Here is an 18,183-nt window from a genome sequence, read left to right as displayed (position 1 = left end):
TTTTAACAAATACTTGCCAAATTGCCATTTTAACATACGTAACTTTGTCCTGTGAAATTTAAGCTGGCTCTTTTTATGGGCCATAAGTCTTAAGAAAAACAACGTATGAAAAGATGGATATTGTTTACTTGTCCTCTTATCGTGATTTTTATTTTGTCGAGTTTCAGTTTTAGTCTTTATAAGGTTGAAGTTCCGAAGCTCTTAAAGTAAAAGAACCCCCTCCGTTTTTGTTCCCCCAGGACAAAGCTTATTTTGAGAAAATGAATGTGCGACCACCCTTCTTGGGTAGTAGATATGTTGGCTTTAAAGAGGCTTTGGCCTTTAAGGAGTCGCAAGGAAGTTATTCTGCTGTAAATTCTTTTGGATATTTGGGCAAATACCAATTTGGCGTCAATACGCTGGCCTTGGTAGGTGTTCGGGATTCAATCCACTTTTTGGAAAATCCTGCTTTACAGGAAAAAGTCTTTGAAAAAAATATAGCCCGTAACAAATGGATTTTAAGAAAGGATATTCAAAGATTTGTCGGTAAACGAATCAATGGTGTCGAAATTACCGAATCTGGTATTGTGGCAGCCGCCCATTTGGCTGGACCTGGTAACGTGAAACAGTATTTACGTTCCTATGGTAAGACAGATGTTATGGATGGTTACGGCACTACCATTGCCACTTACTTGAAAAAGTTTTCCGGTTATGATATCACTATGATTAAACCTATTAAAAATCCTAGGATTTAAAGCTAATAGTAAATATGAAAATGGGAAAGCCTTGGCAGAAATGCTAAGGTTTTTTTTATGCCTGAATGATAAAGATAGCGGGGCGTTTGTGCAGATTCACTTGTTCGCCTTTCCATTCTGAGGCGGACTTGGTCTTAATAAATTCAGTATTTAGGGTGATATCGCAGGCAACACAAATTCTTGTATTTCCGGATACCGTTTTAATGAGTTCCTCCAATAACTTATTGTTTCGATAGGGGGTTTCAATAAAAATTTGGGATTGGTTTTCTTCTTTAGATTTTTTTTCAAGTTTTTTAATTTGCTTTTTTCTTTCTGCGCCATCTATGGCCAAATAGCCATTAAATGCAAAATTTTGCCCGTTCATACCACTTGCCATAAGTGCCAATATAATTGAAGATGGCCCCACTAATGGGATCACTTGAATATTCTTTTCGTGGGCAATTTTTACTACAGCAGCCCCTGGATCAGCAATGCCTGGACAACCTGCCTCGGACAAAATACCTACATCAATTCCTTCAAGACACGGATTTAGGAAACTTGGTATCTCTGAGGCTTCTGTGAATTTGTTGAGCGCGAAAAGGGTAAGCGAAGGTTGCGATTTTCTCGGGGATAGTTTTTTAATAAAATGACGTGCCGTCTTTTCATTTTCAACAATATAGATATCTATTTCCTCAATGGCCCTTTTAATGGATATGGGCAACACTTCAAGAGGGGATATTTCCCCAAGAGTGGAAGGAATTAAGTACAGCTTACCTTTTTTTGATACTTCGTTTGCCATAATGTCTAGGAGAGTTTTTTGGCAATTGCCTCACAGGCTTGGTTTATCAAGTGGAAAACGTTTTCAAAGCCACTTACCGAATCGTAGTATGGGTCGGGGACCTCATTTTCGCTTATATTTATTTCGTTTAGCAACAATTTTACCTTGGCCGTATGTTCCTCATTTGTACTTAAACCAATAATATTTCTATAATTGCTTTTGTCCATGGCATAAATTACGTCAAATTCAGCTAAATCCGAAACAGTAAGCTTGCGGCATACCTGATTACTAATATCGATACCATACTTTTTGGCAACCGAAATGGATCTGGAATCGGGTGGATTTCCTACATGGTATCCACCTGTACCCGCTGAATCGACAAAAACTTCATTTGTATCTACTTTGCTTTTTAGAATGCCTTCGGCCAATGGTGACCTACAGATATTTCCAAGGCAAACCATTAGAACTTTGGTCTTCATAAAAATCAGGAGAATTTTTTGGTAAGGTCTTCTATGTATTTACGAAACTGCTTGTCCGTTTCGGCCAGGTTGTCCACGGTCTTACAAGCATGTAATACGGTGGCATGGTCTCTTTTTCCAATTTGGGAACCTATACTTGCCAAGGAAGCCTTTGTAAATTTTTTGGCAAAGAACATCGCTAATTGTCGGGCCTGAACAATATGTCTTTTCCTTGTTTTGGATTGTAGGGTGGCAACATCCATTTCAAAGTAATCGGAGACCACTTTCTGTATATAATCGATGGAAACCTCCCTTTTGGTATTTTTTACAAATTTCTCTACGACCTGTTGCGCCAATTCTATGGTAACCTCCCTTTTGTTTAGGGTGGATTGGGCAATCAATGAAATAATGGCTCCTTCCAATTCCCTGATATTCGTTTTAATGTGCTTCGCTACATATTCTACGATATCTTCCGGCATTTCTACCCCATCGCGATATAACTTGTTCTTTAGGATAGAAATTCGTGTTTCATAGTCCGGACTTTGGAGTTCGGCGGATAGCCCCCATTTAAAACGGGACAATAGCCGTTGCTCAAAGTCCTGCATATCTACAGGAGCCTTATCAGAAGTTAAAACCACTTGTTTGCCATTTTGATGGAGGTGGTTGAAAATATGAAAGAAAACGTCCTGTGTTCCGGACTTACCGAGATAGGAACTGTACATCGTCAATAATCAGCACATCTATCAACTGATAGAAATGAATAAAATCGTTTCGGGTATTTTTCTTTACCGACTCAATATACTGCTGGGTAAATTTTTCGGCTGATATATATAATACGGTACGATCAGGATACTTGTCCTTAATTTCCACCCCAATGGCGTGCGCCAAATGTGTCTTTCCCAAACCAACGCCACCAAAAACCAGCAATGGATTAAAAGAGGTGCCACCGGGCTTATTGGCCACAGCCATACCAGCGGAGCGTGCCAGTCGATTGGAATCCCCTTCCAAAAAATTCTCAAAATTATAATTAGGATTTAATTGGGATTCTATTTTAATGTTCCTGATGCCCGGAATAACAAATGGATTTCGCAATTCGGATTCTTGGATTTTATTGGCACATCCATTTCTTGAGGACTCATATTGCCCCTGTTGGAACTTGGTATTTTTTCGGTGAACGGTTCTTTATTGCCATAGGTATTTTCCATCTTAATAATGTATACCAATTTAGCGGTCTCCCCCAATTGTTTTGTTAGAGCTACTTTAAGGAGTTTTACGTAGTGCTCCTCCAACCATTCATAAAAAAATTTGCTTGGAACCTGTATGCTCAAGGCATTGTTTGCAAGCTTAACAGGTTTGATAGGCTCGAACCATGTTTTGAATGCCTGCGGTTGGATATTATCTTTGATAAATACCAAACAATTTTTCCATACGGAATCGGCAGTAACATTCATAATAAAAAAAGCTCTTCTTAATGGTTATTTAAAAGCGAAAAAAATAAAAAAATAGAGACAGTTATTTTAGCTCTGTAAGGTGGACAAATATGTGAACAAAAATTCTAAAAAAAAAATCAATCCCTATTGAATTTGACCTTTTTTTTTCTCATGTTCGTTGCCTAACACCGAGGGGCTTTAAATATATAGTTTTTAATTAAAAATCAATGGAATTTAACGAAATTTCTTTTCGTGTACGATATGGGGAAACGGATCAAATGGGCGTAGTGTATTACGGGAACTATGCGCAATATCTAGAGATGGGAAGGGTAGAGTGGCTTAGATCCCTTGGTATCTCTTATAAATGGATGGAGGAAAATGGGGTGATGCTCCCTGTAATTTCGTTGAAGATAGATTATAAGAATTCCGCACGTTATGACGATTTAATTACGGTACGTACACAGCTTAAAAAAATACCTTCGGTGCGTATAGAATTTGACTACACCATAAGGAATGAAATGGGTGAAATTTTAGTAGAGGCAAACACTGTTTTAGTGTTCATGGATTCACATAAGAAAAGGCCTATAAAATGCCCGTAATATATCTTGGAAAAACTTTCATAAATCTTACGGTTCTATTCAAGGATTTTTGTTGTGATTTTGTGATAGGCCTCCAATAATTCCAAAACGGAAGGCAAAGAATCTTTTTGAACCGATACAATTATCTCGCAGTCCAAATGAAGTTTTTGGTCAATTATTTCTAATTGATACTTTTTTATGAATCGCATTATGGTATCCATTTCTGCATATTCAAAAGAAAGCGACAAACGTTCCATTAGAACCTTCTCGGTAATTACTGAATTTTCCAAAGCAAGTTTGGCGGTTTCCTTATAGGCTGTTATTAAACCTCCAACTCCCAATTTGGTACCTCCAAATACTCTAGCCACGGCGACAAGTACGTTGGTCACGGCAAAGGACTGAATCTGTCCATAAATGGGCATTCCTGCTGAATTATTCGGTTCGCCATCGTCATTGGCCCTATAATGAACATCTTCTACGCCTATTTGCCAGGCATAGCAGATATGGTTGGCCGTTGGGTGTAATTTGTGCAGCTCCTCCGAATGGGTTTAACTTGATCTTCAGAATTTACCGGAAAAGTGTATCCAAAGAATTTACTTTTCTTTTCCTTAAATAGTACTTCCTCTGACGGTTTATCGACTGATCTATATTTTGATTTTCCAAGTTCCATATAAGGCTTTAGCCGATGAGTAAATTCTGAATTTTGGTTCCTAGCGCAACTAAAATGATGCTTACCACAGCCAGGCCAATGCCTATCCAGTTTTTGATGCTTATTCGTTCTTTGAACAATAGAATCCCTAGTAAAGTAGACAGCATTACTACAGCAACGTTGTTAATGGTAAATAGTGAAGCACTATTCAAGGTATCGCTATCTAAAGCCTTCATTAAAAAGTAAATGGAAAAATAATTGGGTACTCCCAAACAAATTCCCCCAATGATGTTTTTAATATTTAATTTGAGATGGGCTTTAATTGATTTTAACAAGATAAATAATGTGCCACAGCATGCAGCCGAGCCAAATACCATGGCTGAGAATATGGGGAATTCCTTTTCGGGACGGCAACCTGCTGTGCATATTTAATACTGGTGTCGATAATGCCGGATCCCACAAAAACTGCTATAGGCAGCAAAAAAAGATACTTGTGAGTCACAATGGTCTTTTTGCGCATGGTGGCTAAGTATACAGCAATCAAAGCGAGTAGAATGCCTAAAATTTCAAATATTCCTAGTTGTTCCCCATACATCCATACACCAAAAACAACCGGTATGGCCAAGGACATTTTGGTGGCGACTGAAGCTGCTGAAACCCCTACCTTTTGGGAGGTAGCCGCCATAAGATTAAAAACGACAATAAACAAAACCCCCGAGCCACGATCCCTAAAAACCAGGATTTGTTCGTGATTTCTGTAAAGTCTACCTTTCCTTCATAAAAATGAATTCCTACGGAACTGGCGATAAAGTAGTTGACAATGATCGCATAAAGTGTCTGAATCTTATATTTGGTGTATAGCTTAAAGATTACAAAAATCAAGCTCGATGCCAGTACACTTAGAGCTAGATATTCCATTACAACTTAGTTATTAGCTCGGTAATATCTTCCTTGCCAACTTGAAGGTTCCAACATTGAATTCCTAACCGCTGGGCACTATCAGTATTTTCTTTGGTGTCGTCTATGAAAAGGGTTTCGTCCGGGGCCAAGGAATTTTCGTTCAGCACATGTTCATATATATCGGGGTTGGGTTTCCTCATTTTAATTTGTTGGGACAAATAAAACCTTTCAAAACAATTTTTAAATCGCTCAAATCGATTCCTCCCCATGGATTTAATGACATATTCGATGTGAAGGTCGTTTGTATTGCTCAACAAGAACAACCGGTGGGATCCTGTTGCTTTAAATGCTTCTATAAATTCCAATCGGTATTCGGAAAATCAAGCAATATGGAGTTCCACGCAGCTGTCAATTCGGTTTCTGTGGCATTTGGGTAAAGCCTTTTTAAATTTGAAAGAAAATTACCGGATGATATCAAACCAGTTTCGTAGTTCTTGCAAAGTTGATCGAGTTCGGAGTGTATTCTGTGTGGCCAAAGGCTTCCATTTTCTTAAAAACTGCAGGCTTGTCAAGATTGATGAAAATGTCGCCAAAATCAAAGATGATGTTTTTAATCATTTCGAATTATTTTTAATTGGTCTCCCTGTATGGATTTCCGGTGTACGATTCTGCCGTTTAGAACTGGTGCTTTTATCCCTTTTTTAAAGATATTCTGCCCTTTAAAAATCCGCGCTTCGTCCCAAATATTTTCGTCAATAAAGGCTTGGATAGTTTTGGCTCCGCCTTCCACGATTACACTCTGGATATTTCGTTCAAATAAGGTTTTAGACACCTCTAAAATAAGATTTTTATTACTTTCAATAATTTCAAAATCAACATTTTGAAATTCATTATTTGAACTATTATTTGATACAAATAAAATTGAAGGATGTTGTCCGTTCAATACATGGAAACCTTTTGGTATTTTCTGATTTTTATCGATTATTACCCTGATGGGAGACTTGCCTTTCCATAACCGGGTGTCCAATTTAGGATTGTCCTCCAGTATGGTATTGGTTCCTACCAAAATAGCTTGTTCCTCACTTCTCCATTTATGGACAAGTTGCCTTGAATAGGAGTTGGTGATCCAATAAGGGGCGGGTTTTGCATTACGAAATTCTCTTGATGGAGCCATAAAACCGTCCGCCGTTTCCGCCCATTTTAAAATAACATAGGGTCGTTTTTTCTCGTGAAACGTCAAAAACCGCCTGTGATGTTCTCGGCATTCGCCCTCTAATACTCCAATGAATACGGAACACCCGAATTTCTTAAAATTTCAATACCCTTGCCAGCGACTTTTTCATGTGGGTCTTGAAGGCCAATAACAACCTTTGGTATTTTGTTTTCAACAATGAGATTGGCGCAAGGTGGTGTTTTTCCAAAATGTGAGCAAGGCTCCGCAGTAACATATAATGTTGACTTGGAAAGCAGGCTTTTGTCCTTGACGGAATTGATGGCGTTTACCTCCGCATGGGATCCGCCGTAAGCACTGGTATAGCCTTCACCTATAATTCGGTCTTTGTGCACGATGACGGCACCTACGGAAGGGTTGGGGGCCGTGCTACCAATTCCATTTTTGGCGATTTCAATACAGCGTAGCATGTATTTTTCGTCCGTTGAATACTCCAATTTAGTACTGTTAGGTAATGTATCCATCGGGAAAAGCTTGTTGAAAACTGTTTTTTAGGTTTCTGCTCAATTCGTGTATCTTCACAAATCAAAAATAGTACTTTAAAACCTATTCTTTAAATACCATGCAAGAGCCTATAATTAGGGAGATAAGACCTTCAGACAACAAAGAAGTTGCTAGGGTGGTACGAGAGGTCTTGGTCGAAATGGGAGTGCCAAAGGTAGGTACTGCGTACGCAGATGCTGTCTTGGATTGTATGTTTGAGACATACGATGTGTCTAGGGCTACATATTTTGTCATTGACGATGGCGGTGAAATTATTGGTTGTGCAGGAGTAGCCCAATTAGATAATTACGATGGGAATGTTTGTGAGCTTCAAAAAATGTATTTTTTGAAATCCGCGCGGGGAAGGGGCCTGGGCGCTAAAATGATGGAGGTTTGTTTAGAAAGGGCCCGTGAATATGGGTTTGACCAGTGTTACCTGGAAACTATGCCCTACATGGAGGATGCTCAAAAATTATATAGGAAATCAGGTTTTGATTACATAGATGCCCCAATGGGCAATACAGGTCATTATTCCTGTCCGGTTTGGATGTTGAAGACCTTATGACATGTTGCTGAAAGAGGTAAAAAAGATTTTTCACGAGGAATTAGACCCAATTTATGGGAAGGAAGAGGTGTCCAGTTTTTTTTATCTTTTGATTGAGCATTTTTTAGGTCTAGAGCGATTTGTTTTAGCCATACAGCCTAACTTGATGGTCGAAAAAAAAGAGGAATCACAACTATTTTCGGCGTTGTCCGATTTAAAATTGCATCGGCCAATTCAACACGTAATTGGTTCGGCGCACTTCATGGATATGGAATTCAAGGTGGGGCCAGAGGTTCTTATTCCCCGTCCGGAAACGGAGGAATTGGTGCGTTGGATTCTGGAGGATTTCGAAAAGAGGATCGGACTGGATGTTTTGGACATGGGGACGGGCAGTGGTTGTATCGCAATAAGCTTGTCCAAATTTTTAAACAAGGCAAACGTAAAAGCAATCGATATTTCTATGGAAGCTTTGAAAATTGCTCAGGATAATGCCAAGAAAAATATGGTACAGGTTGATTTTTTTAAAGCTGACATATCTAATTTAAATATTGAACAAAAATTTGATATAATTATATCCAATCCACCTTATGTCAGGGAATTGGAAAAAAATAATATGACTAATAATGTACTATCTTTTGAGCCTGAAGGGGCTTTGTTTGTTTCGGACAAAGATCCTTTGATATTTTACAGGCATATTGCGGATTTTGCTTCCCAAAATCTCAAAACGAACGGTATATTATATTTGGAAATCAATCAATATTTAGGTCCTGAAACATGCGATCTTTTATCCATGTTTAATTTCAATTCCATTGAGTTGAGAAAAGATATGTATGGGAATGACCGTATGATAAAAGCTAAAATGTAAAACAACATATGAACGTCGAATCTAAAATTAAGGCGCTTAGGGATGAACTTAGGGAGCATAATTATAATTATTATGTTCGGACAATCCAACCATTTCCGACTATGAGTTTGATATGAAACTTAAGGAATTACAGGAATTGGAGGCAAAATATCCTGAATTTTATGATGAAAGTTCCCCGTCCATTCGAGTTGGGGGCATGGTGACGAAGCATTTTGAAACCGTAGTACATGAGCACCGCATGTATTCTTTGGACAATTCTTATTCCAAGGAAGATTTGGAGGATTGGGAAAAAAGAATCCAGCGAAATCTTGGCGATGTACCCGTTTCCTATACCTGTGAACTGAAGTATGATGGAGCATCCATCAGTATCACCTATGAACATGGGAAATTGGTCAAGGCGGTGACCCGAGGTGATGGTTTTCAAGGTGATGACGTAACCACCAATATTAAAACCATAAAATCGGTTCCGCTTCAATTGAAAGGAAACTATCCTGAGAAATTTGATATTCGGGGTGAAATCGTCTTACCCTTTGATGGCTTCACCAAAATGAATGAGGAGCGCATCGCTAATGGGGAAGAACCTTATATGAACCCACGGAATACCGCGTCCGGAAGTTTAAAATTGCAGGATAGTACTTTGGTAGCTCAACGGCCCTTGGAATGTCTTTTATATAGTATCGTTGGTAGGAACACGGGGATCACGACCCAGTTTGAGATGTTGGAAAAGGCGCGCGAGTGGGGTTTCAAGGTTCCCACTGTTGCAAAATTGTGCCGAATACCAAAGAGGTTATGGATTTTGTAGAGCATTGGGATGTAAACCGACACAGCTTACCGTATGAAACGGATGGCGTTGTGGTGAAAGTCAACAGTATGCAACATCAGGAGGAGCTAGGTTATACCGCAAAATCTCCCCGTTGGGCCATGGCCTATAAATTCAAGGCGGAACAAGTATTTACCATATTAAACGAAATCACCTATCAAGTAGGACGCACTGGGGCCATAACCCCAGTAGCAAATCTAGAACCTGTTTTACTGGCAGGAACTACCGTAAAGAGGGCCTCCTTGCACAATGCTGACCAAATTGAAAAACTGGATATTAGGGAGGGGGATACGGTTTTTGTGGAAAAAGGAGGGGAGATTATTCCCAAGATCATTGGGGTGGATCTTTCCAAACGCCCAATAGATTCTCAACCTACGGTATATATTACCGAGTGCCCGTAATGCAATACAGCTTTGGTGCGTACCCCAGGGGATGCAAAGCATTACTGCCCGAACGAATATGGTTGCCCCCCACAGATTACAGGTCGAATTCAACATTATATTTCCGAGAAAGGCCATGGATATTGAGGGCTTGGGAGGTGAAACGGTTGAACTGCTCTATAAGGAAGGACTTATCGACGATTATGCTGATCTGTATGAACTGACCAAGGAGCAACTATTGCCATTGGAGCGAATGGCTGATAAATCGGCCGAAAATCCTGGTCCAAGGGGTAGCGGATTCGGTTAAGGTGCCTTTTGAGCGGGTTTTGTTTGCTCTGGGTATCCGATACGTTGGTGAGACCGTTGCCAAAAAATTGGCAAAAGCTTATAAATCAATCGATGCGCTCATGGTGGCAACAAAAGAGGAATTGATTTCCGTGGATGAAATAGGTGATCGCATTGCGGAGAGTGTGGTGGACTTTTTCCAAAACCCCAAAAATTTGGATGCGATACGTCGATTAAGACAAAAAGGAGTCCAATTGGAGCTTTCTGCCGAAAAGCTCGAAAACCAAACGGAAATATTGGGAGGGGTTACCTTTGTGGTGTCCGGAGTTTTTGAAACGTTGAGCCGCGATGAGCTTAAAAAATTGATCGAGGACAATGGCGGAAAGGTGGGATCTTCCATTTCGTCCAAAACAGGATATTTGGTCGCAGGTGATAAAATGGGGCCCAGTAAAAGAACCAAAGCGGAGTCTTTGGGCATCCCGATCATCACGGAACAAGAATTTTTAGCAATGATTTAAATAAAATATATGGATTACTTCATTATCAGTGCAGTACTGGTTTTCATTTCTGCAATTTTTGGATATATCAATGTGCGTTTTTTAAAGTTGCCAAACACTATTGGTTTGATGTTGATAACCATTGTATTTACCCTAGCAGTTTTTGTAATTGGCTATGTTGATGATACCCTTCTAAATGCCGAAAGGTATATTATTTCCAAAATCGACTTTAAGACGGTGCTTTTGGATATAATGTTGAGCTTCCTACTCTTTGCGGGGGCTTTGCATACGAACTTTGAGCAATTGAAAGTACAACGTTGGCCTATCTTGGTTTTTTCTACCTTGGGTGTTTTGGTCTCTACTTTTTTGGTAGGTACCATGATGTTCTATTTATTAAAAATGACGCCCATGGAAGTAAACTATATCCATTGTTTACTTTTTGGCGCCCTGATATCCCCAACGGATCCTATAGCCGTGTTAGGAATATTAAAAAAAGCTGGGGCTCCTAAAAAATTGGAAACCAAGATTGTGGGAGAATCCTTGTTCAATGATGGAGTAGGGGTTGTCGTGTTTTTGACCATTTTTAAAATGGCTTCCTCCAGTGGGGCACCCATAGAACCTATGGAAATATTGGAATTATTTGGTGTAGAGGTGATCGGTGGAATTCTTTGGGGACTTTTGATAGGTTGGGTTACCTACCGATTGATGCGCAGTATAGACGATTATGATATTGAGGTCATTATTACGCTTGCGGCGGTTATGATGGGTACCGTAGTGGCACAAAAATTTCATTTATCCGCACCTTTGGCCATGGTAACGGCAGGATTGGTAGTTGGAAACGATACGGTTCGAAACTCTGCCATGTCCGAAACTACGGAGATCTATGTGGACAAGTTTTGGGAATTGTTGGATATTTTGCTCAACACTTTGTTGTTCGTCCTCATAGGTATGGAAATGTTGGTCATTAGCTTTGAAACGAGCTACATTGTAGCCGGATTGATAGCCATTCCAATTGTATTGGGCTGCCGTTTTTTAAGTTTGCTAATGCCCATCAAGTTTTTTGAAAAGCGATTGGATTTTGTTCCCCGTACCAATTTGGTTATGACCTGGGGTGGATTACGGGGCGGAATTTCCATTGCGTTGGCCTTGGGATTGACCCAAGATATGAATAGGGACTTGTTTTTGGTCATTACCTATGTGGTGGTGGTCTTTTCCATTATCGCCCAAGGATTAACGGTGGGCAAACTAGTTGAACGCGTTACAAAATGATACCAAAGAATTATACCGAATTCGAAAAAACACTTACACTATCCTCTCCCTCCAAAGACTGGCCTGATGGACTTAAGGCTCTTTGGTTCGATGCCAAGGGCGACTGGGAAGCTTCCCATGATATTGCCCAGGAAATGCACGACTCCTTGGGTAGTTGGATTCATGCCTATCTACATCGGAAGGAAGGTGACCGTTTTAATGCCGGATATTGGTACAGTAAGGCCAATAGAAGCTATCCTAATAGTACCTTAGAAGAGGAGCTTAGGTACATTGTGGAATATGTTCTAGAGTAACTCGAATTACCTTGGATGAAAATCTATGATTACAGTGTATTGTGTTTTGAATATCCTGGAGGTTGGATTCCCTTCATTCGTAAATAGCTGACGGCTTGTGCCCTGTGGTGAACGGTATGGTTTTCGGCTCGTAGCGCAAGGTCAGGATGGGTATGTCCTTCCAAGTACCACGGTTTTATCTTGTCTTTACCTTGTTTTAAGAAGTCATCTTTTAATCCCTTCAAACTCGTCAATACATAATCGTAGGTTTCATTGAGGTATGTGCTTACCAGTTTCTTATTTTCTTCTCGGACTGCGTTCTTGCATGGAATCCGCATTAAAGAGACTTACTTCATCCGGACGGTCTAAAAAGAAAGATGCTTCCTGCAAGGCATTGAAATCGGCGTACGTATTCGTGTCCATCAAAACCCCTATGAACATGTTATTGGTAAATCCTATGTGCAAAAAGTGCTGGGCGAAACTCATTTGCTCAGGGCTGGGCCTAAACTCCAAATGTTCCACCGGCATAGTATCCGAGAACGGCCATGGAATATATTCTTGATTTTTCCCATCTGTTCATGAGAATATCCGCTATACTTGATTCCACATGTTCCAATTTGGGCATTTTGGAAGCAAGGAGCGTCAGCGGACTTAATCCCAGCCATCCCAATAAAAGTCTTCGTTTGTTAATAGGTCCAATATTCATACCGTTAATTTTTAATTGAGGCAATGATATGATTAAAACCTCAATGTAATTATTTTGGTATGGTTATTTCTCTAAATATTCTCTTTTTAACGATTGTTTAAGGATTAATTAGGTGCTGCTAACTTTTGACTTTCAGTATCGAAATAGTTTGAAAGAATAGAGGTAATCGCTTCCTCCCCGTTGAGGACTTTTTCAATCTTCTTCCAGGTTTTAGCATTGATTACAGGTTCCAAGGGCTGTTCCACCTTTTTGATTTTGTGGAACACCTTTTTGATTTTGTTGTCCCGCACCTTATGATATTTTAAAAGATCGTCCGGATATACCGTTTTTCGTTTGGTACCCTCATTGATTCCGCGAAACGGACTGGAAATATTCAAATACCCATAATCATCGGTTAGTTGTTCCCCAGGCCGGATATCGCGAATGGCAATTTCAAAATCATAGGCCGTGGTGAGACAGTTGGAATTAAAACTATGGTTTACATAGCGGCCGTGGTCCCAACAAAGAACTAGATTCCCGTTGTTATTTCGATAGGTATAGGTATCCGGAATTTCTTGATACAGGGGCTCCATATTCTGAAAATCCGGAGGACTAAATTCCCGATCCAATTTGTCCAGAGATCCAAGTAATCGTACCAGCAGGTATTAATTTTGTCGCCACAACGCCGTAGCCTATTTCATTGCTTATAAATCGTAATTCGGTATGCGGGTGAATCATATTTAGAACATATTTAAGTGTCTCTTTATGAGTATGTTGATAAGAGAAATTGGCTCCCTTTACCCATGCCGATTAAAAATTAAAATTAGATTATTTCCGAATACAAACACAAGAATTTAATGTATTCGATGAAGGAATTTCAGACTATTATTAAAGTCGTTTTAATGTTTGGATCTCGCACATTACATTCATCGACTTCGATTGCGATCAGCCTGACAAATTCGAGAAGACATATTTTTCTTCTTTTTCGATATTATTGGACGTAGCGTTCAAAAAACTCTTCTGTATCCCTGATATCTTCCAATTTCAACATCCAACATACTTCTGAGAGGTCCGAAAAATCCAAGCCGTTCTCTTCAATGGCTTTGTTTAAATAGCGACCTTCCTTCCCATTATATTTGTCTGAAAGAGCGACTGCCAATTCCCATACCGATTTTAGTTCGGGGTCTGTCACCTCCTCCTTCCATTGTGTGTAGCCCGGGGTTCTAAAGCCTGGTGTGCCGTTACCCACCGCATTGCCATCGGGTATTTTATGGTAGTTTGTCTGCTTTTTTACAAAGGCCAGGAGTTCAGGCGTAGTTACTTCCTCGTTCCAGTCGCTATGCTGAACTATGTGGATCCGTTCATTGGTTTTCAACTCCGGTAGTTTTTGTTGGAGTACTTTTACTAGATGTGCTGAAAAGTCGGACTGACCTGCCTCCGCGATCCGGATATCGCCCTGAGCTTCCAAAACCGACACTACCTTTTGAGCAACTTCTTCGGCGGCTGCCTCCATTCGGTTGTGGGCATTGATCCAATTGGTGCCAAATGCCAATTGAAACAGGTCATTGGGCGGTACGTACAGGCCTTCTTGAATTCCATAGGTACCCGCTACCGCATGGTAATTGACATGCATAAAATTGGGGTGGGACATTAGGGTTCGCAGTCCCGCGGCTGCCTGAAGATCATCCACATCGGTCTTACAATCAAAATGCATTAACAAAAGATCCTTACCTAAATCAAATCGTGGCTGGATATTATACAATTCCAGCGCCTTGAGATATTTTCGGCCGCCTGCTTCCGTCTGGTCGTGCAAAAATCCGTTTAGTTCTGGTTGTTTTTCATCTATGAAGGTGAGCAGTTTGGTGCGATTATTTCCAAAAGTTTCATTGTCAAAATCTACATATTCAGTACGTACACCAGAGATTTTGCCATCCGTGATGGTAATATAGTTATCCGTAATAATAGGTTTTTCATGTAGGAATTGAATCCGGGTATCAATCTTGGAAACCGTGGCTTTATAAAGTCCATTTTCCTCCGGAACAATGTCCAATACCTCATATGTGGGATTAAATACGGCATCCCACTTTAAAAGTTCCTCATATCCATCGTGGGAATAGGTGGGATTGTAATCCCCCTCTTGGGTTTGAAGACTATCTGCCAACAACACAGGAATTTGGTCATAATCAGAAGTATCCAATAGGGCATAATACTCCCTAACCAGTGTAATGGGGTCTTTTTCCGTTTTTGAATCTTTACAGGCACTGAAAGACATTATTAAAGCGAAGAGAACCAGCATATTTTTTTTCATAAACTATTTATTAGGTGCATTTTACATGCAAGGTTGGCAAATGTGATTAATTGCCTTGTCTTAAAAACTACGAATTTTATTCCTTCTTTATGGTATAACATAATTCTACCATTCCATTTTTATAGGCCGTTGTGTCTTTTAGATCCAAAAGTAGCTCTTGTCCTATATGGTCAAAAAATGGTAAACCTTCCCCAAGAATAATGGGTAAGATGCTTACCCTTATTTCATCTACCAATTGTAGTTTTATAAACTCCTTGGCAACCATTGAACCCCCGGCGACCCATATTAATTTGTATTTTTTTTTTAGTTTTTCATTGAAAAGATGAGTCACATCTCCGTAATGGAACCGAATATGCGGTTTGTCCGATTTAAAATCTCGGGATGTCAATACAATGGTGGGTGTTTCACCATAGGCCCAGCCATGGGATTTTGAGAGTTCCAAGGCCAATTCATAGGTGTGGGAGCCCATCACATAACAATCAATGGTTTTAAGAAATGCGATAGGATCTTGACCAGTTTCCCCTTTTTCATAGCGACTAGTCGTCTCAAACCAAGAAATACTATTGTCCTTTTTGGCAATAAAACCATCCAAACTGGAAACCATATGTAGTATCACTTTAGAAGAATTGGTTTTCATGGTCTTTAAAAGTTTACAACTGAGTTGATTTAGGAATAATCCATGTGTTGTTTTCAGCATCGATGGTGCCACCCATCTCCACTTGTATGACCTTTTCCGTGATACGAATTCCTTTTTCGGCCATTTCCTCAAAAGTATCCATCCCATCATTGGGGAAATTTTGACGGGTTCTATGGATGTGGAACCTATTGGAAAATTTCCGTCCAAATGCATTTTCAACTCCCTGTTTGCCTAGCATAAAACCGAGCATACCACCCCAAGTGGCCGTAGGATTGTCTGAATCCCAACCCGTGAGTACCCCTATTTGGATGGTTTCCTTTAAATCGCCCTCGCCATAAAAAAGGCTGACCAAGCTGGCGGCAAAATTGATGCCCGCAGCAAAACATCCGTTGCAATACAAATTTTGTGAAGTGATATCGTACCCGTCCATTTGATTCACTTGATATCTTTGATAGATGGAGTCCCGTGTCTGCTCCCAGGGAATGCCGGATTCGTAGAGTGACTGAACGTAATCGTACATTTTTGCGGAGTATTCCGTATTAGGCAAGGTCTTTCTTGCTTCCTGGGCCATTCCTTTGATACGTTCGGATATTGGTTTCTTTGAGGGAACAGCGGCCAAGGAATACATGGTGACATAAAATTGTGAAATATCTTCCGCTTCCTCGCTGGCCACGGTTTGAATGGGCAGCTCGGCCAACTTACGGGCCACATCGGGTCGTGCAGGGGCGAATAGCCCGAATATTTCCGTTGTGAGTTGTGCATCGATCATCTCAAAGTGTTCGTTCCGTTCAGGACTGCCTGTTTCAGGGGGTAAAACACCTTCTTTCATAAGGTCAAAGGCCTTTTGATTGGAAACCCATAGGTAGTTTTCCTCCTCAGTGCGTATGTGTTTTAACCAACCGTCACGAATCTGTTCTGGACTCAATAGACTGGTATTGTTCACATCCAAGAGATGCTGGTACATGTATTCTATGTCCGTATCGTCGTCGGCGCCCCAAACCTCCGTTGTGTCCCTAAAGACAAAATCGATGGTAGGTGAGAGGTCGCTGGGAATACCTTCTGCCCAAATACTGGGTTGATCCTGCTGGCCCCAATCGGCCCGGGTATAGAAATCCCCGGTTTTAATGTCGCCGATGTTTCCAATCTTATCCATTTCGGTGACCAAGCCTGTCCAATTGGCAATGCATTGGCCCAACCAAAAACCATAGAGTTGGTCTTTGTAGGTGTCCCTTGAAATGGTAATGGATTCCACTTCTTCTGAAGACGGCTTTTCCTTTGGGTCGTTTTTACATGCCAAAAGCGATAAGGCAAGTACGGAATAACAAAATGCCCTGTTTTTCATGGAGAAGTTTTTCAACAGCGTTTTGGTCATTTATTAAAAATAGGCGATAGCGCTCGAATGGGCAACTTTTGATTTTTTGGATTTCTCACATTCCTATTAGTCAGTTCGAAATGACAGTGCATATCCAAAAGTGTTAGGACTCTGCCTCACTTCAACCGCATTTCAGGAAAGGGAATATAGGTATCATCACCCGGTACCTTTGGGAATTTTTTGTCAATCCAATCCTGTTTTTGCCGTTTTAGTTTTTCCCGATCCGAAGACACAAAGTTCCATATGAGATAATGTTCCTGTCCCAACGGTTTCCCCCCGAACAGCAACAATTGGGTGTTCTTCGTTACATGAATATCACAATGGTCCTCCGTTTTGGAAATTAGCATTTGTCCCGCTTTGATTTCGGTATCATTTTCATAGACACTCCCCGTGACCACCACGATGGCAATTTCGCCTTCCAATTCTCCATTGATTTTAATCGTTTTTTCCTCCGGACTTTCGATTTTAAGCATGAACAAAGGTGAATAGACTTTTAAGGGCGATTTTCGACCGTATCCTTCGCCGGCCACCAAGGTGTATTTGGTGTCGCCTTCCTCCCAAGTGGGAACATCCTCCTTTGGGATGAATTGAAAATTGGGTTCCATATCTTCCAGCTCCTTGGGTATGGCCACCCAAACTTGATAGCCATGCATGGTAAATTCGGATTCTGTTCGCAAATGTTTCGGGGTGCGTTCCGTATGGGTCACGGCCTTTCCGGAGGTCATAAACCCAACATCCCCCGGAGTAATGAGCTGATCGGCCCCGGTACTATCCTTATGGGCTATCTCGCCCTCAAATAAATAAGTAAGGGTGCTCAGGCCTGTATGCGGATGCTGATCCACATCCATATAGATACCATTACCCAAGGTTGTAGGACCCATATGATCAATAAAAGTAAAGGGGCCTACCTGCCGTTTTTTTCGAATGGGGAGGAGGCGCCCTACGGTAAACTGACCGATATCCGCCGGTTTTTCATCTACGAGAATCTGATTGTTTGTCATGGGGTATGAGAAATTAGTAAGATGATGC

General features: G+C 40.6%; 21 protein-coding genes and 3 pseudogenes. 7 read left to right on the top strand and 17 right to left on the bottom strand.

The genetic code is table 11. The features are described 5' to 3' along the window. Positions 1 to 227: 227 nt before the first annotated feature. Complete coding sequence (locus NYZ99_RS10650) at positions 228 to 734, top strand: hypothetical protein (RefSeq protein ID WP_338038963.1); 507 nt, start codon at positions 228 to 230, stop codon at positions 732 to 734. A 55-nt stretch (positions 735 to 789) separates the two neighbouring features. Here the strand turns inward: NYZ99_RS10650 and NYZ99_RS10645 are convergent, their stop codons facing one another. From NYZ99_RS10645 to dnaA, 3 genes and pseudogenes are all read right to left on the bottom strand, one after another. After that, positions 790 to 1,512, bottom strand: a complete 723-nt coding sequence (locus NYZ99_RS10645) for an SAM-dependent methyltransferase (RefSeq protein ID WP_260571122.1) — start codon at positions 1,510 to 1,512, stop codon at positions 790 to 792. A gap of 5 nt (positions 1,513 to 1,517) precedes the next feature. Next, on the bottom strand, positions 1,518 to 1,970 hold the full coding sequence (locus NYZ99_RS10640; RefSeq protein ID WP_260571121.1) for a low molecular weight protein-tyrosine-phosphatase: 453 nt from the start codon (positions 1,968 to 1,970) through the stop codon (positions 1,518 to 1,520). Positions 1,971 to 1,975: 5 nt separating this feature from the next. After that, a pseudogene (dnaA, locus tag NYZ99_RS10635) lies at positions 1,976 to 3,400 on the bottom strand (chromosomal replication initiator protein DnaA). A 206-nt stretch (positions 3,401 to 3,606) separates the two neighbouring features. Here dnaA and NYZ99_RS10630 point away from each other — a divergent pair. Continuing rightward, positions 3,607 to 3,978, top strand: coding sequence for an acyl-CoA thioesterase (locus NYZ99_RS10630; protein ID WP_260571120.1), 372 nt, complete (start codon positions 3,607 to 3,609; stop codon positions 3,976 to 3,978). A gap of 35 nt (positions 3,979 to 4,013) precedes the next feature. Here the strand turns inward: NYZ99_RS10630 and NYZ99_RS10625 are convergent, their stop codons facing one another. From NYZ99_RS10625 to ribD, 6 genes and pseudogenes are all read right to left on the bottom strand, one after another. Further along, complete coding sequence (locus tag NYZ99_RS10625) at positions 4,014 to 4,442, bottom strand: IMPACT family protein (protein ID WP_338039449.1); 429 nt, start codon at positions 4,440 to 4,442, stop codon at positions 4,014 to 4,016. Positions 4,443 to 4,635: 193 nt separating this feature from the next. Next, positions 4,636 to 4,983: an EamA family transporter gene (locus NYZ99_RS21825; protein ID WP_338038962.1), complete on the bottom strand. Its 348-nt coding sequence runs from the start codon at positions 4,981 to 4,983 to the stop codon at positions 4,636 to 4,638. Next, a complete protein-coding gene (locus NYZ99_RS21820; RefSeq protein ID WP_338038961.1) occupies positions 4,935 to 5,291 on the bottom strand; it encodes an EamA family transporter in 357 nt (118 codons plus the stop codon). The genes NYZ99_RS21825 and NYZ99_RS21820 overlap by 49 nt, the downstream gene beginning before the upstream one ends. Positions 5,292 to 5,523: 232 nt before the next feature. Next, positions 5,524 to 5,871 carry an HAD-IA family hydrolase gene (locus tag NYZ99_RS21815; protein ID WP_338038960.1) on the bottom strand — a complete coding sequence of 116 codons (348 nt, stop codon included), beginning with the start codon at positions 5,869 to 5,871 and terminating at the stop codon, positions 5,524 to 5,526. A gap of 109 nt (positions 5,872 to 5,980) precedes the next feature. Further along, positions 5,981 to 6,124, bottom strand: a complete 144-nt coding sequence (locus NYZ99_RS21810) for a hypothetical protein (protein WP_338038959.1) — start codon at positions 6,122 to 6,124, stop codon at positions 5,981 to 5,983. Further along, positions 6,117 to 7,147 (bottom strand): annotated as a pseudogene (gene ribD, locus NYZ99_RS22925) (bifunctional diaminohydroxyphosphoribosylaminopyrimidine deaminase/5-amino-6-(5-phosphoribosylamino)uracil reductase RibD). The gene NYZ99_RS21810 and the pseudogene ribD overlap by 8 nt, the downstream one beginning before the upstream one ends. Positions 7,148 to 7,299: 152 nt before the next feature. On the opposite strand from ribD, the gene NYZ99_RS10605 reads away from it, so the two are divergent. The 5 genes and pseudogenes from NYZ99_RS10605 to NYZ99_RS10585 all read left to right on the top strand — a co-directional run bounded on the left by NYZ99_RS10605 (position 7,300) and on the right by NYZ99_RS10585 (position 12,173). Then, the gene (locus NYZ99_RS10605) at positions 7,300 to 7,785 is read left to right on the top strand and encodes a GNAT family N-acetyltransferase (protein WP_260571118.1); all 486 of its coding nucleotides are present in this window, start codon (positions 7,300 to 7,302) and stop codon (positions 7,783 to 7,785) included. Position 7,786: 1 nt separating this feature from the next. Then, positions 7,787 to 8,629, top strand: coding sequence for a peptide chain release factor N(5)-glutamine methyltransferase (prmC, locus tag NYZ99_RS10600; protein ID WP_260571117.1), 843 nt, complete (start codon positions 7,787 to 7,789; stop codon positions 8,627 to 8,629). An 8-nt stretch (positions 8,630 to 8,637) separates the two neighbouring features. Beyond that, positions 8,638 to 10,632 (top strand): annotated as a pseudogene (gene ligA / locus NYZ99_RS10595) (NAD-dependent DNA ligase LigA). Positions 10,633 to 10,641: 9 nt separating this feature from the next. Continuing rightward, positions 10,642 to 11,880, top strand: a complete 1,239-nt coding sequence (locus NYZ99_RS10590; RefSeq protein ID WP_260571115.1) for a cation:proton antiporter — start codon at positions 10,642 to 10,644, stop codon at positions 11,878 to 11,880. Continuing rightward, positions 11,877 to 12,173, top strand: coding sequence for a hypothetical protein (locus NYZ99_RS10585; protein ID WP_260571113.1), 297 nt, complete (start codon positions 11,877 to 11,879; stop codon positions 12,171 to 12,173). Before NYZ99_RS10590 ends, NYZ99_RS10585 begins: the two co-directional genes overlap by 4 nt. Before the next feature lie 29 nt (positions 12,174 to 12,202). Here NYZ99_RS10585 and NYZ99_RS10580 read toward each other — a convergent pair whose 3' ends face one another. From NYZ99_RS10580 to NYZ99_RS10545, 8 genes are all read right to left on the bottom strand, one after another. Beyond that, positions 12,203 to 12,406 carry a hypothetical protein gene (locus tag NYZ99_RS10580; RefSeq protein ID WP_260571111.1) on the bottom strand — a complete coding sequence of 68 codons (204 nt, stop codon included), beginning with the start codon at positions 12,404 to 12,406 and terminating at the stop codon, positions 12,203 to 12,205. 43 nt (positions 12,407 to 12,449) lie between these two features. Next, the gene (locus NYZ99_RS10575; protein WP_260571109.1) at positions 12,450 to 12,680 is read right to left on the bottom strand and encodes a DinB family protein; all 231 of its coding nucleotides are present in this window, start codon (positions 12,678 to 12,680) and stop codon (positions 12,450 to 12,452) included. Beyond that, complete coding sequence (locus NYZ99_RS10570) at positions 12,655 to 12,858, bottom strand: hypothetical protein (RefSeq protein WP_260571108.1); 204 nt, start codon at positions 12,856 to 12,858, stop codon at positions 12,655 to 12,657. Before NYZ99_RS10570 ends, NYZ99_RS10575 begins: the two co-directional genes overlap by 26 nt. A gap of 104 nt (positions 12,859 to 12,962) precedes the next feature. Continuing rightward, positions 12,963 to 13,466 (bottom strand): SET domain-containing protein-lysine N-methyltransferase, encoded by a 504-nt coding sequence (locus NYZ99_RS10565; RefSeq protein WP_260571107.1) that lies wholly within the window; start codon positions 13,464 to 13,466, stop codon positions 12,963 to 12,965. 362 nt (positions 13,467 to 13,828) lie between these two features. Next, positions 13,829 to 15,145 (bottom strand): hypothetical protein, encoded by a 1,317-nt coding sequence (locus NYZ99_RS10560; protein WP_260571105.1) that lies wholly within the window; start codon positions 15,143 to 15,145, stop codon positions 13,829 to 13,831. 76 nt (positions 15,146 to 15,221) lie between these two features. Beyond that, positions 15,222 to 15,782, bottom strand: a complete 561-nt coding sequence (locus tag NYZ99_RS10555; RefSeq protein ID WP_260571104.1) for a dihydrofolate reductase family protein — start codon at positions 15,780 to 15,782, stop codon at positions 15,222 to 15,224. A 13-nt stretch (positions 15,783 to 15,795) separates the two neighbouring features. Further along, a complete protein-coding gene (locus tag NYZ99_RS10550; protein WP_260571103.1) occupies positions 15,796 to 17,154 on the bottom strand; it encodes an ADP-ribosylglycohydrolase family protein in 1,359 nt (452 codons plus the stop codon). 116 nt (positions 17,155 to 17,270) lie between these two features. Continuing rightward, positions 17,271 to 18,155, bottom strand: coding sequence for a pirin family protein (locus NYZ99_RS10545; RefSeq protein WP_260571102.1), 885 nt, complete (start codon positions 18,153 to 18,155; stop codon positions 17,271 to 17,273). Between the last annotated feature and the right edge of the window lie 28 nt (positions 18,156 to 18,183).

Source organism: Maribacter litopenaei (assembly GCF_025244665.1).
In the GTDB taxonomy this organism is placed as follows: domain Bacteria; phylum Bacteroidota; class Bacteroidia; order Flavobacteriales; family Flavobacteriaceae; genus Maribacter; species Maribacter litopenaei.
This window is presented reverse-complemented; position numbering and strand designations above follow the sequence as displayed.